The organism is Nonomuraea sp. NPDC049750 (genome assembly GCF_040659625.1).
Taxonomy (GTDB): Bacteria; Actinomycetota; Actinomycetes; order Streptosporangiales; family Streptosporangiaceae; genus Nonomuraea.
Genome location: NZ_JBFANB010000002.1, coordinates 274430 through 290228, shown reverse-complemented (window position 1 = coordinate 290228; position 15799 = coordinate 274430). Strand labels below are relative to the sequence as shown.

Genomic DNA, 15799 nt, shown 5'->3' with positions numbered 1-15799 from the left:
AGGGATAATCGACAACATGCGCCTTTCCGCTCGTGTCGACTACGCCCTCCGTGCTGCCGCCGAACTCGCCGCGGCCGGCGCCGGCCCGACCACCGTGGGCGAGCTCGCCAAAGAGCAGGACATGCCCCCCAAATACCTGGAAAACATCCTGCTGCAGATGCGCCGCGCCGGACTGGTCCGCGGCCAGCGAGGTCCGGAAGGCGGCTACGTCCTGGCCCGGGCCGCCGCGGAGATCTCTCTCGCCGACGTCATCAGGGCGGTCGACGGGCCACTGGCCAACGTACGTGGAGAGCGTCCCGAGCACGTGGGCTACCGGGGACCGGCGGAGTCGCTGCAGCAGGTCTGGATCGCGCTGCGCGCCACCGAACGCGCCATCCTGGAGGAGGTCACGCTGGACCAGGTGGCCAGCGGCGCCCTCCCCGACCGCGTCCGCCAACTCGCCGCCGACCCCGCCGCCTGGGACTGACCCGCACGACGCCGCCGACCCCGCCGCCTGGGTCTGACCCGCACGACGCGGCCACCTCGCCGCCTGGGACTGACCCCACCCCCGGGCCGATTCGCCGCTCTGGGAATGACTCCACACAACGCGGCCAGCTCGCCGCCCGGGGAGTTACCCCACCCGGCGGCTCAGCCGGGACGCCGTTCAGGAGGGGACGCCTGCCGGTCCGGCCGGGTTTCTAGACTGGGGGCATGCCCGAAGGAGATGCCGTCTACCGTACGGCCGCGCGGCTGCGCGGCGCGCTCGACGGCCGAATCCTGACCCGTTCGGACTTCCGCGTCCCCCGGCACGCCACGGCCGATCTCAGTGGCCGGACGGTCCTGGAGAGCCTCTCACGTGGCAAGCACCTGCTGACCCGCGTCGAGGGCGGCCTGACCGTGCACACGCACCTGCGCATGGACGGCAGCTGGCGAGTGCTGCCCGCGGGCCGTCGCACCGCTCCCGGCGACCAGATCCGGCTGGTGCTGGCCAACGAGCAGTGGCAGGCCGTGGGCGTGCGGCTGGGGGTGGTGGACCTGCTGAAGACCGCCGACGAGCACCGCGTCGTCGGACATCTGGGGCCCGATCTGCTCGGCGACGACTGGGATCCGGCCGAGGCCGTGCGCCGCCTGCGCGAGGCGCCGGAACGGACGATCGGGGAGGCGCTGCTCGATCAGCGCAATCTCGCGGGAATCGGCACCATCTATCGCGCCGAGACACTCTTCCTGCGCGGCATCTGGCCGTGGCGGAAGGTCGGCCACATCGAGGACCTGGACGCGCTCGTGACGCTCGCCCAGCGGCTCCTGGCGGCGAACAGGACACACGCCGCCACAGTGACCACGGGCGACCGCAGACCGGCCGGCCAGACGTGGGTTTACGGCAGGGCAGGCCGACCTTGCCGCCGATGCGGAACGCGCATCAGTCGCGGCGAGATGGGCGCACAGCCACAGGAACGCCTGATCCTGTGGTGTGGTGACTGCCAACCGCGTTAGGCGGCCACCATGTCCTTGACTTCGGGAAACACGGAGTCGGAGATCGACCCGGGCACCGTCTCGGGAAGGGGGATGCGCTCGTGCTCCGGCGCGTCGGCGAGGACAGGGGTGGCCTGGAGCTCCGCCAGCGCGAACTGGTCGGACACCTCACGCAACACCTGCGACAGCGGCACCCCGAGGGCGCCACAGATCGACGCCAGCAGCTCCGATGACGCCTCCTTCTGACCGCGCTCTACCTCGGAGAGGTAGCCAAGCGAGACACGCGCCAGCGTGGACACCTCACGAAGGGTGCGTCCCTGCCGCACCCTCAATCGCCTCAGCACGTCGCCGAGCAGCTGACGCAGCAGAATCATCTGTCGCTCCCTCCCCGGCGTGGATGGCTTCACCGCCACGCCCCGCGCGGTCGGATCGTGCCGTCCGTTCTTCTTCTTCGGCTCGTACATGCTCCTCGCCGTCATCATCGGACGTCTCCGTCCCTGCCCCGCCGCGCTTCCTTCATTGCGCAATGGCTCAGTGCGTGACAGCTCATTACGTGAAGGTTCGTTACGTGACTCGTTAGGCCCGCCTGCCGGGCGCTCGGTGCTTGCAGATGGCTCACGGACCTCACTCACAGCTCCACCGTACCCGTATCAACCGACACCGTGTGAGACCGTGCCTCGGATGTTCGCTGGGGACGTAACACGGTAATCACCCGGTATGTTCCCCATTGTTCCCCTTCAGCACACTTGCCAGTAGATCGATAGCCTCGTCCACCGTCTCTACCCTGATACGTTCGCGAGACCCCTCAAGCCTCAACTGTCTCTGCCAAATCTGATCGCCGGGTCCGCTGACGGCCACATGCACGGTGCCGACGGGCTTCCCGTCCTGTGGCTCCGGCCCCGCCACACCGGTCACCGCCAGGCCGTATGTCGCCTCGCACAGCCGGGCGACCCCCGTCGCCATCGCCGCCGCCACCTCCGGGTGCACGGCCCCTTCCCGGCGCAACAGCTCGTCCGGAACCGCCAGCAGCCGGTGCTTCAGATCGGTGGCGTAGGAGATGACCCCGCCCCTGAAGGACTTTGAGGACCCCGAGACCGAGGTGAACGCCGCCCCGATGAGCCCGCCGGTCAGCGATTCGGCCACGGCGAGCGTGGCGGCCCGGTGTACGAGCAGGGAGAGAACCTCCGCGGCACCAACCATGATCACTCCCCGCGGGCCCGTCTGGCCACCTGCCGTAGCTTGATCGCGCGCACCACGTAGTCGACGCCCGTGGCCACCGTGACGACCACGGCCGCGCCCATCACCACCCAGCGGATCGTGTCGGGCACGTGGGGCAGGATGTAGAGGACGATGGCCGTGATCTGCAGCACGGTCTTGACCTTGCCGCCGTAGCTGGCCGGGATGACCGCGTGCCTGAGCAACACGAACCGCAGGGCGGTGATGCCCAGCTCGCGGCCCAGGACGGTGACCGTCACCCACCACGGCAGCTCGCCGAGGATCGACAGGGACACCAGGGCCGCGCCGGTCAGCGCCTTGTCGGCGATCGGGTCGGCGATCTTCCCGAAATCGGTGATCAGCCCGTAGCGCCTGGCCAGCTCGCCGTCCAGATGATCGGTGAACGAGGCCACGCCGAACACCGCCAGCGCACCCAGGCGCCAGCCCGTGCCCGGCAGGAAGAGACAGACGACGAAGAAGGGGACGAGCACCAACCGGAGGACCGTGAGGACGTTGGCGATGTTCCACGGGCTCACCACGCGGCGCTCGTCCTTGGTCATGGACCGGCCTTGATGCGCGCGATCAGGTCAACCCCCTCGGCATCGACCACCACCGCGCGCACGATCTGACCGCGGACCAGGCCGATGCCCTGGACCGTGACGGACCCGTCGACCTCGGGACCCTGGTGGGCGGCCCGTCCCTCATAGCCACCGTCGCCCAGGTCGTCGTCGATGAGCACGTCGACCTCCGTGCCGATGCGCTCCTCCGCGCGCTGCGCGGTCAGCTCCTCGGCGAGCTCGGTCAGGACGCGCACACGCTCGTCGATGACGTCCTGGTCGAGCTTGCCGGCGAAGCCGGCCGCCTCGGTGCCGTCCTCGTCGGAGTAGCCGAACACGCCGATCACGTCGAGCCTGGCCTGCTCCAGGAACCCGACCAGCTCGCCGAACTCCTCCTCCGTCTCACCGGGGAAGCCGACGATGAAGTTGGAGCGCACACCCGCCTCGGGCGCGCCCTCACGGATGCTGTCCAGCAGTCCCAGGAAGCGCTCAGGGTCGCCGAAACGGCGCATCCGGCGCAGCACGGTGCCACTGGCGTGCTGGAAGGACAGGTCGAAGTAGGGGGCGATGCCCTCGGTGCCGGCGAGCACGTCGATGAGCCCCGGCCGCAGCTCGGCCGGTTGCAGGTAGCTGGCCCGCACCCGTTGGATGCCCTCGACCGCCGCCAGCCGCGGCAGCAGCTTCTCCAGCGCCCTCAGGTCGCCCAGGTCCTTGCCGTAGGACGTCGAGTTCTCACTGACGAGGACGAGCTCACGGACGCCCCGGTGGCCCAGCCAGTCGGCCTCGGCCAGGAGCTCCTCGGGGTCGCGGGAGACGTAGGCGCCGCGGAAGGCCGGGATGGCGCAGAACGTACAGCGCCGGTCGCAGCCGGAGGCCAACTTGAGCGAGGCCACCGGGCTCTCGTCGAGCCGCTTGCGCAGCACGCGGGGCCCGCTGGCGGGCGCCAGCCCGTCGGGCAGGTCGCCGTGGCCGGGGATGGCGGTCTTGCCCGCGCTGGCACGGTCCACGGGTGAGATGGGTAGCAGGGTGCGGCGGTCTCTTGGCGTGTGCGGCTTGAGCGGCCGACCGGCGAGCACGTCGTCGAGTCGGCCGCCGATCTCGGTGTAGTCGTCGAAGGAGATGACCGCGCTGGCCTCGGGCAGAGCGTCGGCGAGCTCGTTGCCGTAGCGCTCGGCCATGCAGCCCGCGGCGACCACCTTGGCCCCGGAGTCGGCCGCGGCCAGCAGCGTGTCGATGGAGTCCTTCTTCGCCGAGTCGATGAAGCCACACGTGTTGACGACGACGACATCGGGGTCGTCGTCGCCCAGCTGCCAACCGGCAGCCTCAAGTCGCGCGGCCAGCTCCTCGGAGTCGACCTCGTTGCGCGCGCAGCCCAGAGTGATCAGCGATGCGGTTCGGCGGGATGACATGGTGAACACTACGGTATCGGCAGTTGGCCACCACCGGGCGCACGGGCTACCTAGGTTGTGCCTTGGAAGGCTTGAACGAGCGCGTCACCATCTCCCCGCTGGCCCCCGGATGACCCAGATCCTTGCCGTCGACCTGCAGCGACACGGCGCCCGCGTCACCGATCAGAAGATGGACCTCGATGTCGGACCGGTAAGTCTTGCTCTTGCCCGCCTTCAACGTCCCCGAGAACAGCTTGCGTCCCTTGGCGTCGCTGACGTTCAGGTAGGACGGGCTCTTGGCCTTGACCTTGACGACGACGACGTCCTTGGCGGCCGTTTTGGACGCCTTCCCCTTGGCGTGCGACGCCTTGGGAGCGTGCTCGTTGATCGGGACGTTCGGCGGGATGAGGTGGGAGTCGGCGGTGCGCATCTCGTCCGTCGTGCCGCCGCCGAGCACCCTGACCGCCCCGAAGACCATGGTGATGGCCAGTGCCACGCCCAGCGCCATCGTCCAGTTGAGACCGCGCCGCTCGTTGATCCTGATCTTGCGTTCGGCCTGGAAGACGGCGGCGGCCCGGATGGGCGTGGCCGCCCCGCTGTGTTCTTCGTCATAGAGGTGGACGGTCGCCACGGGATCGAGCCCGACGGCCTTGGCTACGGCCCTGACGTGTCCCCTCGCATAGAAATCACCACCGCACTGCGAGAAGTCGTCGCGCTCGATCGCGTAGATGATCGCCTCACGAATGCGGGTGGTCTCGCTCAGTTGCGCGACCGTCAGCCCGGCTGACCGCCGGGCTGCCGCGAGCATGGCCCCTGTGCTCTGTTCCGGCATGGCTAGCGCCTTCCGTCCCACGACGTTCTGTAATGATTCACATTCAATCAGTAGTCGTCGGGCGAACGTGCATTGGGGTCATTCGCCACGCAAGTCAGCTAGCAAACCGGGCAGATCATCGGGCTTCACGATCACTTCGCGAGCCTTGGAGCCCTCGCTGGGACCGACCACATTGCGGCTTTCGAGCAGGTCCATGAGCCGCCCCGCCTTGGCGAAGCCGACGCGGAGCTTGCGCTGCAGCATCGAGGTCGAGCCGAACTGCGTGGTCACGATCAGCTCGGCCGCCTGGACGAGCAGGTCGAGGTCGTCGCCGATGTCGCCGTCGATCTCCCGCTTGACCGGCGCCGCGGCGACGTCGTCGCGGTATTCGGCCTGCATCTGCGTCTTGCAGTGCGTGACGATCTCGGCGATCTCCTTCTCGGAGACGAACGCGTTCTGGATGCGGATGGGCTTGCTGGCGCCCATCGGCAGGAACAGCGCGTCACCCTGGCCGACCAGCTTGTCGGCGCCCGGCTGGTCGAGGATGACCCGCGAGTCGGTGAGGCTCGACACGGCGAAGGCCAGCCGCGAGGGCACGTTCGCCTTGATCAGGCCGGTGACCACGTCGACGGAGGGCCGCTGCGTGGCGATGACCAGGTGGATGCCGGCCGCGCGGGCGAGCTGCGTGATGCGCACGATGGAGTCCTCGACGTCACGCGGAGCGACCATCATCAGGTCGGCCAGCTCGTCGACGATCACCAGGAGGTACGGGTAGGGCTGGTAGACCCGCTCGCTGCCCGGCGGCGGCTGCAGCTTGCCGGCCCGCACGGCCTTGTTGAACTCGTCGACGTGCCGGAACCCGCTGGCGGCCAGGTCGTCGTAGCGACGGTCCATCTCCCCCACCACCCATTCGAGGGCCTCCGCGGCCTTCTTCGGGTTGGTGATGATGGGCGTGATCAGGTGAGGGATGCCCTCGTAGACCGACAGCTCCACCCGTTTGGGGTCGACGAGCACCATGCGCACCTCGTCGGGCGTGGCTCGCATCAGGATGGAGGTGATCAGGCCGTTGACGCAGACCGACTTACCGGCGCCGGTGGCGCCCGCGATGAGCAGGTGGGGCATCTTGGCGAGGTTCGCCACGATGGTGCGGCCCTCGACGTCCTTGCCCAGCCCCACGATCATCGGGTGGTGGTCGCTCTGCGCCACCTGGGACTTCAGCACGTCGCCCAGGGAGACCAGGTCCTTGTCCGCGTTCGGGATCTCCACCCCGATCGCCGACTTCCCCGGAATCGGCGACAAGATCCTGACATCTGCCGATTTAACGGCGTACGCGATGTTCTTGGTGAGCGCCGTGACCTTCTCCACCTTGACCGCGGGGCCCAGTTCGATCTCGTAGCGGGTCACGGTCGGGCCGCGGGTGAACCCGATCACCTGCGCGTCGATGACGAACTGCTCAAGGACGCTGGTCAGCGCGTTGACGACGACGGTGTTGGCCTTGGTCTGCGGCTTGGGCGCGCTGCCCGGCTTGAGGAACTGCAGATCGGGCAGGCTGTACGGCCCTGCCTGGGGCGAGAGCACCAGCTGCTCGACCTTGCGGGGCGCGGGAGTGGGCTCCGGCGGCTCGGCCTTCTTGACCGGCGTGGGGGGCGGCTCCTCCTCGTCCGTCAGCCCCGGCACGATCTCCGGCGAGTGCTCGGCGCGCTTGTCCTGCTCGGAGAGCACCGGCGTGTCGTACGGCTTGACCAGATCGGCCTTCTCGCCCGTCTCGCCCTTCTTGGCCCTGGTCCGCTTCTTGACGGGCGCGGCCTGCTCGGCGAGCGCGTGCCGTTCGAACAGCAGGTGCGTGAGCTCGGCCAGCCGCTCCGGGACGCGGTGGACCGGGGTGGCCGTGATGACCAGCACGCCGAAGCCCGACAGGATCAGCAGCAGCGGGATCGTGATCCAGGCGGGCAGGATGCTCATCGGCGGCGCCGAGACGATGAACCCGATGATGCCGCCCGCCTGCGACACTCGCTCCATGCCGTCGTTGGCGGTGCCGGCGGGGTAGGGCGTGTCGTTGGCGACGTGGATGACGCCGAGCACGCCGACCAGCAGCGCGCTCCACCCGATCACCATGCGGCCGGTGTCGGCGTTCTGGTCGGGGTGGCGCAGGTAGCGCCAGGCGAGCAGGCCGAGCAGCAGCGGCAGCGCCCACGCCAGCGACCCGAACACGCTGTGCACGGTGACGTTGACCACGCCGGAGACCGTGCTGTCGGCCTGGCGCCAGGTCATCGCGGCCAGCACGATGGCGCCGGCGAGCACGGACAGGCCCACCCCGTCGCGCCGATGCGCGGGATCGAGGTCGCGCGCGTTCTTGCCGAGCGCCCGAGCAGTGCTGCCGATGCCGTTGGCGAGCAGCATCCAGAGCCCGACGATCAGCTTGCCGATCATCGTGAAGACCCACGTGATCGGGTCATGGTGGGTCATGCCCGGCTTGCGGGCCGACCCGGCCCCCTTCGCCCTCGGCCGCCCGGTCGAGCTGGATGCGCGCTTGGCGGGGGTCGAGCGGGCGGAGGTCGACCGCTTCGCCGGCCCCTTGGATGCGCTTTTCGGCGTACGGGTGGCCATGATGCCAAAGGTACGACGGAGACACCGCGGAACGCACACAGGCTCGCCGAACACGCGTGAAGGCAGCGTGCGAAAGCTCTCCTACCCCGCACCCGTCACCATCGAACCGTGTCGAAGGCCGTCTGCATCGCGCAGTACCGCGTGTTCTTACGGGACAGATCGGCGGAGACCTCATCAGAGCCTTCCTTCTCCCCCGAGACCACCTGAGACCCGCCCATTCCTCACCTCCAGCGGGTCCAACAGCACGACCATGGAGGCCTTCTTTGCAACTGGGGGTATTGGAGCCGTCCAGTCTGCCACTCTGAGAGTGACCGAACTGCCACATCGAGTGATGTTCTAGGACGCATAGTGGACACGACCCGCGTGTCGAGCACGGCCTTCGACGGCACCCCACAGGCCCCCGCGGCCGCACGGCGCTTCGTACGTCAGGTGCTCGGCGAATGGCAACTGAGCCACCTGACCGAAGACGCCGTGCTGCTGACCAGTGAACTCGTCACCAATGCCGTGGTGCACGCGGGCACGGGGCTGGAGCTGACCTGCCGGCTCGACCCGAACGCCGTCCCGACCAGACTGGAGATCGAGGTCGACGACCACCACCCGACCCTGATCGTGCCGGCCGCCGAGTCGCCGCCGCCCGAGGGCATGGCCACGAGCGGGCGCGGTCTGGCGCTGGCGGGCATGCTCGCCGACGCCTGGGGCGTCACCTACACGGGCGCGGCCAAGCGGGTCTGGGTCCGCATGGAGCTCGACAAGGGGTGCGGCCACGAGAGCGCCTCCGGCATCCCCGCCACGAAGGCCGCCTCGATCGCGGCCTCCACGGAGAGCCTGCACGTCGCCGTCATCGTGAGCGACCTCGACGGCCGGATCGTCTCCTGGAACGCCGAGGCGGAGGCACTGCTCGGCTGGTCCGCCGCCCAGGTCGCCGGCGAGCCGCTGGCGGATCTGGTCGCCTGGCGCAGGCACGGCCCGTGCGCGCTGTCGCTGTCGGACACACTCGGCCTGGGCCGCTGGCGCGGCGAGTCCAGGATGCGGCACCGCGACGGGGACCTGCTCCCGGTCTACATCTCCCACCTGCGCACCGACGGCCGCGCGCAGGACCGTCGGTCGATCTGGATAGTGGTGTCCAGCGACCACCGCTATGTCCTGGCCTCCCCGCCCGCCCCGCTCAAGCGAGAGCAGGGCGGCCGCATCAAGGACCTGCTCGACCACGACATGCCGCTGGACGAGTTGCTCGACACCATCGCGCAGATCGTCCAGCTGTCCAGCGCGGCCGACGCCGCCTATGTGCTGGTACGGGCCGAGGGCGGCAACCGGTTCGGCGTCGCGGCGGGCACCGGGGCGACGGCGGGGCTGGTGGGGGTGGTGACCGCGGGCGTGTTCGGCGTGGAGCGGCAGGCGCCGGTGATGTTCGAGGACCTGCTGGCCACCGACGTCGAGCTGGCCCAGCGGCTCCAGGCCAGGTCGCTGGTGTGCGCGCCGCTCGTGGTGGCGGGCGAGGTGACCGGCTACCTCGTGGCGACCGCCGCCGAGCCCGGCCGGTTCGACCAGGCGCTCACCGCGAGCCTGCAGCACATCGCGGACCAGGTGGCGGTGACCGTGCAGCGCGAGCGGCTGGCCGAGCGCGACCGGGCGCATCGGGGCCGGCTGTCGTTCCTCGCGGAGGCCGGCGAGCTGCTGGCGGGCGTGCACGACGAGGAGCTGATCGCGGCTCTGACGGCCCAGCTGGTCGTGCCCAAGATCGCCACCTGGGCGGCGGTCTACCTGACCGACCTGGCGGGCATGACCAGGCTCGCGCACGTGTGGCACAGCGAGGAACGCCACAACGCCGACCTGCGCCAGGCCCTGCCCGTCATCCCGCGTTCGGCGCTGGGCGAGGTGACCTGGCCGGTCGGGCCGGAGAGCGTGCTGTCGTTCCCGCTGCTCACCCAGGGCCGCTCGCACGGCGCGCTGGTGATCGGGCGCGTCGAGCCGACCCTTCCGCTGGAGCTGGCCGACCTGCTCGCCGACCTGTGCCGCCTGGTGGCGCTCAACCTGCACACGGCCATGCTCTACTCGCGGCAGGCGACCACGTCACGGGTGCTGCAGCGCAGCCTGCTGCCCATGCGGGTGGCGCCGATGCCGGGGCTGGAGTCGGCGGTCGTCTACGAGCCCGCCGAAGAGGGCGCGCACGTCGGCGGCGACTTCTACGACCTGTTCACCGTCGGCGACCACTGGTGCTTCGCTCTCGGCGACGTCTGTGGCAGCGGTCCGGAGGCCGCCGCGGTGACCGGGCTGGCCCGCCACGCCGTACGGCTGCTGGCCAAGGAGAACTACACCGTGTCCGACATCCTCGACCGGCTCAACCAGACGCTGCTGGATGAGGGTGAGGACGGCCGCTTCCTCAGCCTGCTCTGCGGCGAGCTGACACCGCTGCCGCAGGGCGGCGCGCTGTGCACGCTCGCCTCGGCTGGTCATCCCCCGCCCCTGCTGCTGCGCGCGAACGGCGAGGTCCAGCCCGTCGCCACCTCCCAGCTGCTGCTGGGCATCGACGGCGACGCGCGGTTCTACACCGAGACGTTCGAGCTGCTGCCCGAGGAACTGCTGCTGTGCGTCACCGACGGCGTCACCGAGCGGCGCGACGGCAACCGGCTGCTCGATGACGACGACGGGCTGACCGCGATCCTGTCGGGCTGCTCGGGGCTGAGCGCGCACGCCGTGGCCGAGCGGATCCGGCAGGCGGTCGAGTCGTTCGCCACCGAACCGTCGAACGACGACGTGGCGCTCCTGGTGCTCCGCGCCACGACCGCGCTGCGGGCAGGCGGTCAAGTAGGGAACCGGTAGGAGCGGGCGGTCAGCTGGTGAACCGGTAGGAGGTCGTCGAGGTGCGGGTCTCGCCCGGCCGCAGCACGGTCGAGGGGAACTGCGGCTGGTTGGGCGAGTCGGGGAAGTGCTGCGTCTCCAGGCACAGACCCGCGTGCGGTCCGTACGGCGTGGCGACGCCGTCCAGCATGCCGCCCGCGTAGAACTGGACCCCCGGCTCGGTGGTCGTGACCTCCATGGTCAGACCGCCGACCGGCTCGGTCACCCGGATGCCGCCGTCGAGCACGAAGCAGTGGTCGTAGCCGCCGTCGTAGCGCTCGCCCACCGCGTGCGGCGTGGTGAAGTCGAACTCCGTGCCCTTGACCGGCGCCGGCTCGCCCGTGGGGATCTTGTCCTCGTCGACGGGCAGGTAGTGCTCGGCGTCCATCTGGATCACGTGCCCGAGCACGTCACCACTGCCGGCCAGGTTGAAGTAGGAGTGGTTGGTGAGGTTGACGACGGTGGGCGCGTCGGTCTCGGCCGTGTAGTCCAGGCGCAGGGCGTCGTCCTCGAGCGTGTAGGTGATCGAGGCGGTCAGCGTGCCCGGATAGCCCTGGTCACCGTCGGGGCTGGTCAGCGTGAGCGTCACGGAGGAGTCGGTGGCCTCGGAGATCGTCCACACCTTGCGGTCGAAGCCACGGTTGCCGCCGTGCAGGCTGTTGGGCCCGTTGTTGAGCGGCAGGCGGTGTTCGACATCGTCGAGGGTGAAGCGGCCGCCCGCTATGCGGTTGCCGTATCTGCCGACGACGGCGCCGAAGTAGCGGCTGCGGGTGAGGTAGTCCTCCAGCGTGGGCAGTCCGAGCACCACGTTGACGCCGGACACCTCCAGCGACTGCAGGATGGCGCCGTACGTGAGCACGCTCGCGCGCAGCCGTCCTGAGGACAGCTCGACACGCTCGACCTGTTCACCCGACGGCAGCGTTCCGAACATCATCTGTGTGCCTTTCCCGTGGACTCGCGGACGATCAGGGCCGTCTCCAGCATCGTGGCGGCGGCGGTGGCCGCCGAGTCGACCGACTGGAGCAGCAGGTCTACGGCGATGCGGCCGGCGGCGGCGGTGGGCATCGCGATCGTGGTCAGCTTCGGGCGGCTCAGCCGGCCCGGCACGATGTCGTCCACGCCGATCACGCTGACGTCTCCGGGGACGCTCTTGCCCCGCTCGGCGAGCCCCTCGATGAGGCCGATGGCGACCAGGTCGTTGTAGGCCAGCACGCCCGTCGCGCCCGAGGCGATGACGTCGGTGGCCGCCGCCAGGCCGCCCAGCTCCGTCGGCGGGTTGGGGCCGAGGAAGACGACGTCCACGTCGTTCATCGCGGCGGCCGCCTCCTGCATCTCCTTGCTGGTCCACGACCCGCTGGGCCCGGTGACCAGCGCGATGCGCCGGTGCCCGAGCGCGGTGAGGTGTTCGACGGCCTGCCTGGCCCCGCGGCCCACGTCCATGAGCACGGTCGGCATGCCCTTGGCCCGGCGGTTGACCACGACGAACGGCACCTCCTCGCGCAGCCGCTCTATCGTCCGGTTCGTCAGGCGCGGGCTGCACAGCAGCACGCCGTCGACCTGCTTGGTGAGGGTCTGGATCAGATCCTCCTCCACCTGCGGGTCTTCATCGGTGTCGGCCACGAACACGTGGTAGTCGCGGAGCCTGGCCTGCGCCTGGGCGGCCTTGATCAGCGGCGGGAAGAAGGGATTGGCGATGTCGGCCACGATGAGGCCGATGTTGTGGGTGCGGCCCGTGGTCAGCGCCCGCGCGGCGCGGTTGGGCCGGTAGCCGAGATCCTCGGCGATGGCGAGCACGCGGGTGCGCGTCTCGGGGTTGACCAGGTGGGGCGCGGAGAACGCCCGGGACACCGTGGAAACATGTACGCCCGACGCCTCAGCCACGTCACGAATCGTCACCGCCACGCTTGGCCTCCTCCGACCGTACCTAGTACTTTAGTGCAATCGTTTGTATCACTGTCAATCAGCCATCCCCGCCGGATTTTTCACCCGAATCCCCACCATATCTCTTCATATGGCCAGACCGCTTGGGGAGAGAAGACCATGCCGCTTGACGTTCTCCCGGCCCCGCCTCGATACTTTCTGCAACCGGTTGCTGTATCCCAAGCAGGAGTGGTGAACGACCGATGACACGAACACTGGTGACCGGCAGCGCCGGCCGGCTAGGGCGCAGCGTGGTCGCCTCATTGGCTCAGGCCGGTCATGAGGTGATCGGCATCGACGTCACACCGGGCACTCCCCCAGAGGCCGCGGTCACCCTGCCCGCCGACCTGACGAACCTGGGCGAGGCGTATGACGTCATGGCCCGCTTCCGGCCCGACGCCGTGATCCACCTGGCCGCCATCGCGACCCCGTTCAGCCGTACCGACGGGCTGACCTTCCGTACCAACACCCAGCTCGCCTTCAACGTGTGCGCGGCCGCGAGCAGCACCGGGGTCGGCAAGGTGATCGTGGCCAGCAGCCCGACCGTCATCGGCTACGGCGCGCCCGGCGGCTGGACGCCCAGCTATCTGCCCATCGACGAGGAGCACCCCGTCGCGCCGTGGAACGCCTACAACCTGTCCAAGGTCGTGGCCGAGCAGACGATGGCGTCATTCGCGCGCAGCTCGCAGACACGGTTCGCGGCGGTGCGGCCGTGCTTCGTGGTGGCTCCCGAGGAGTGGTCGGGCGCGCCCACCCAGTCGGGTCACACGATCGTCGAACGGCTGGACCGGCCGGACATCGCCGGGGCCTCGCTGTTCAACTACCTCGACGCCAGGGACGCCTCCGACCTGATCTCGGTGCTCCTCGAACGCCTGCCCGACCTGCCCAACGGCGAGGTGTTCTTCGCGGGGGCGGCCGACGCGCTGGCCCGCGAGCCACTGGCGGAGCTGCTCCCCGCCGTCATCCCCTCGACCGCCGCCGCGGCCGCGAACCTCACCGGGACCTCTCCCGCCTTCACCTCCGCCAAGGCCGGGCGGATGCTGGGCTGGACGCCCAAGAGATCGTGGCACACCGAACTGGAGACCGGATGAACCTCAGCGGAGTCCTCTTCTTCCCCGTGACCCCCTTCGACCCCGACCACGGGCTGGCCGAGGAGGTGCTGGCCGAGCACATCAGGCGCGGGCTCCGGCACCGGCCCGGCGCGGTGTTCGCGGCCTGCGGCACGGGTGAGTTCCCCGCGCTGTCGGAGGCGGAGCACGCCGCGGCCGTCCGGGTGGCGGTCGAGACCACGGCGGGCCAGGTGCCGGTGTTCGCGGGCGCCGGCGGCCCGCTCGGCGCGGCGCTGGGCCAGGCCCGCGCGGCCCGCGAGGCGGGCGCCGACGGCCTGCTGCTCATGCCCCCTTACCTGGCCAAGGGCCCCAACGAGGGCTTCACCGCCTACGTACGCGCGGTCGCCGCGATCCTGCCGGTCATCATCTACCAGCGCGACGCGGTGGCGCCCACCCCCGAGCAGGTCGTGGCGCTGGCCAGGATCCCGGGCGTGATCGGACTCAAGGACGGCCTGGGCGACATCGACCTCATCCAGCGCACGGTGCTGGCGGTGCGCAGGGAGATCGGCGAGGAGTTCAGGTTCTTCAACGGGCTGCCGACGGCCGAGCTGACGATGGGCGCCTACCGGGGCATCGGCGTGGAGCTCTACTCCTCCGCCGTCTTCGCCTTCGCGCCGGAGATCGCCACCGCGTTCCTGAACGGCGCCGACCACCTGCTCACCGAGTTCTACGAGCCGCTCGTACGGCTGCGCTCCAAGGTCCCCGGCTACGCCGTCTCCCTGGTCAAGGCCGGCGTACGACTCGGCGGCCTGGACGCGGGACCGGTACGCCCGCCCCTGGTCGACGCCTCGCCCGAGCACGTGGCCGAGCTGAAGGCCCTGATCGAACACGGGCGGTCGCTGGCAGGAGCCTCATGATCCGTGACCTGAAAGTGAGCGCTCACACCGCCGAGCTGTCCAGGCCGTGGGGGCCGGACGTGCCCGTCAACCACGTCATGGTCGTGGAGCTCACGCTCGACGACGGCCGGACGGGCACCGGCTTCTCCTGGACGCCGCAGATCGGGGCGCGGGCCGTACAGGCGCTGCTGGAGAACGACATCCGCGAGGCCGTCATCGGCCTGGACCCGCACCCGGAGGTGGTGTGGGACCGGCTCTGGCGGCACCTGCGCGAGGCCGGGCCCGGCGGGATCACCACCGTCGCGCTGGCCGGGGTCGACCTGGCGCTGTGGGATCTGCGCTGCGGCGAGCGCGGCCTGGCCGACGTGCTGGGGCGGCGCAGGGACACGGTGCCGGTGTACGGCAGCGGGGTGAATCTGCACTACTCGCTGGAAGAGCTGGCCGCCCAGGCCGGGCGGTGGAAGGCCGCGGGCTATCCCGGGATCAAGATGAAGGTGGGCCGGCCCGACCTCGCCGAGGACGTCGAGCGGGTGGCCGCGGTCCGCGAGGTCGTCGGCCCCGGCACGCTGCTGATGATCGACGCCAACCAGCGCTGGGACCTGCACCGGGCCCGCCGCGCCGTCGAGGCGCTGGCCCCGTACGACCTGCACTGGCTGGAGGAGCCGCTGCCCGCCGACGACGTCGCCGCGCACGTGGAGCTGCGGCGGTCCGTGGACGTGCCCATCGCGGTCGGCGAGAACGTCTACACCGTCTACGGCTTCCGCGACCTGCTGACGGCGGGGGCCTGCGACATCGTGCAGCCCAATGTGGTCAGGGTGGGGGGAATCACCCCGTTCTTGCGCATCACCGAGCTGGCCCGGACGTTCGACGTACCGGTCTACCCGCACCTGCTGCCCGACCTGTCGGCGCAGCTCGCGCTGGCTCTGCCGCTGCCGTGCATGGCCGAGGAGGTCGAGGACGCCTCGTTCGCCGCGCTGGGGCTGCTGGCCGAACCGTATCCCGTCCACGTGAGCGACGCGAAGGTGCGCGTCGGTGAGCACCGGGGGCTCGGCCTCCACTGGAGATGACC

The 15799-nt window shown here is 70.1% G+C and carries 14 protein-coding genes; 6 read left to right on the top strand and 8 right to left on the bottom strand.

What is annotated here, in order from left to right; genetic code table 11:
• Positions 1–16 precede the first annotated feature (16 nt).
• Together AB0J16_RS06575 and AB0J16_RS06570 are read left to right on the top strand one after the other, a co-directional pair.
• Positions 17–466 carry an Rrf2 family transcriptional regulator gene (locus tag AB0J16_RS06575; RefSeq protein ID WP_214638527.1) on the top strand — a complete coding sequence of 150 codons (450 nt, stop codon included), beginning with the start codon at positions 17–19 and terminating at the stop codon, positions 464–466.
• Between the two features lie 224 nt (positions 467–690).
• Positions 691–1470 carry a DNA-formamidopyrimidine glycosylase family protein gene (locus AB0J16_RS06570; protein ID WP_358535347.1) on the top strand — a complete coding sequence of 260 codons (780 nt, stop codon included), beginning with the start codon at positions 691–693 and terminating at the stop codon, positions 1468–1470.
• Here the strand turns inward: AB0J16_RS06570 and AB0J16_RS06565 are convergent.
• The 6 genes from AB0J16_RS06565 to AB0J16_RS06540 form a co-directional block, all read right to left on the bottom strand.
• Positions 1467–1823 carry a helix-turn-helix transcriptional regulator gene (locus AB0J16_RS06565; protein WP_357656163.1) on the bottom strand — a complete coding sequence of 119 codons (357 nt, stop codon included), beginning with the start codon at positions 1821–1823 and terminating at the stop codon, positions 1467–1469. The genes AB0J16_RS06570 and AB0J16_RS06565 overlap by 4 nt on opposite strands.
• A gap of 334 nt (positions 1824–2157) precedes the next feature.
• Positions 2158–2649: a CinA family protein gene (locus tag AB0J16_RS06560; RefSeq protein WP_358535345.1), complete on the bottom strand. Its 492-nt coding sequence runs from the start codon at positions 2647–2649 to the stop codon at positions 2158–2160.
• Between the two features lie 2 nt (positions 2650–2651).
• Positions 2652–3224 carry a CDP-diacylglycerol--glycerol-3-phosphate 3-phosphatidyltransferase gene (gene pgsA / locus AB0J16_RS06555; RefSeq protein WP_358535343.1) on the bottom strand — a complete coding sequence of 191 codons (573 nt, stop codon included), beginning with the start codon at positions 3222–3224 and terminating at the stop codon, positions 2652–2654.
• Complete coding sequence (gene rimO / locus AB0J16_RS06550; protein ID WP_357946937.1) at positions 3221–4630, bottom strand: 30S ribosomal protein S12 methylthiotransferase RimO; 1410 nt, start codon at positions 4628–4630, stop codon at positions 3221–3223. The genes pgsA and rimO overlap by 4 nt, the downstream gene beginning before the upstream one ends.
• Before the next feature lie 46 nt (positions 4631–4676).
• Positions 4677–5441: a helix-turn-helix domain-containing protein gene (locus AB0J16_RS06545; protein ID WP_358535341.1), complete on the bottom strand. Its 765-nt coding sequence runs from the start codon at positions 5439–5441 to the stop codon at positions 4677–4679.
• Positions 5442–5519: 78 nt separating this feature from the next.
• On the bottom strand, positions 5520–8027 hold the full coding sequence (locus AB0J16_RS06540; protein ID WP_358535339.1) for a DNA translocase FtsK: 2508 nt from the start codon (positions 8025–8027) through the stop codon (positions 5520–5522).
• 348 nt (positions 8028–8375) lie between these two features.
• Here AB0J16_RS06540 and AB0J16_RS06535 point away from each other — a divergent pair, with 348 nt between their 5' ends.
• On the top strand, positions 8376–10847 hold the full coding sequence (locus AB0J16_RS06535) for a SpoIIE family protein phosphatase (protein WP_358535337.1): 2472 nt from the start codon (positions 8376–8378) through the stop codon (positions 10845–10847).
• A gap of 10 nt (positions 10848–10857) precedes the next feature.
• On the opposite strand, the gene AB0J16_RS06530 is transcribed toward AB0J16_RS06535, so the two are convergent.
• Positions 10858–11799 (bottom strand): aldose epimerase family protein, encoded by a 942-nt coding sequence (locus AB0J16_RS06530; RefSeq protein ID WP_358535335.1) that lies wholly within the window; start codon positions 11797–11799, stop codon positions 10858–10860.
• Complete coding sequence (locus tag AB0J16_RS06525; RefSeq protein WP_357656179.1) at positions 11796–12767, bottom strand: LacI family DNA-binding transcriptional regulator; 972 nt, start codon at positions 12765–12767, stop codon at positions 11796–11798. Before AB0J16_RS06525 ends, AB0J16_RS06530 begins: the two co-directional genes overlap by 4 nt.
• A gap of 221 nt (positions 12768–12988) precedes the next feature.
• Between AB0J16_RS06525 and AB0J16_RS06520 the strand changes: the two genes are divergently transcribed.
• From AB0J16_RS06520 to AB0J16_RS06510, 3 genes are read left to right on the top strand one after another with little or no spacing between them, the layout of a single operon-like run.
• Positions 12989–13876, top strand: coding sequence for an NAD(P)-dependent oxidoreductase (locus AB0J16_RS06520; protein ID WP_358535333.1), 888 nt, complete (start codon positions 12989–12991; stop codon positions 13874–13876).
• Positions 13873–14751 carry a 5-dehydro-4-deoxyglucarate dehydratase gene (locus tag AB0J16_RS06515; protein ID WP_358535331.1) on the top strand — a complete coding sequence of 293 codons (879 nt, stop codon included), beginning with the start codon at positions 13873–13875 and terminating at the stop codon, positions 14749–14751. Before AB0J16_RS06520 ends, AB0J16_RS06515 begins: the two co-directional genes overlap by 4 nt.
• Positions 14748–15797, top strand: a complete 1050-nt coding sequence (locus AB0J16_RS06510) for a mandelate racemase/muconate lactonizing enzyme family protein (protein ID WP_358535329.1) — start codon at positions 14748–14750, stop codon at positions 15795–15797. Before AB0J16_RS06515 ends, AB0J16_RS06510 begins: the two co-directional genes overlap by 4 nt.
• Positions 15798–15799 lie beyond the last annotated feature (2 nt).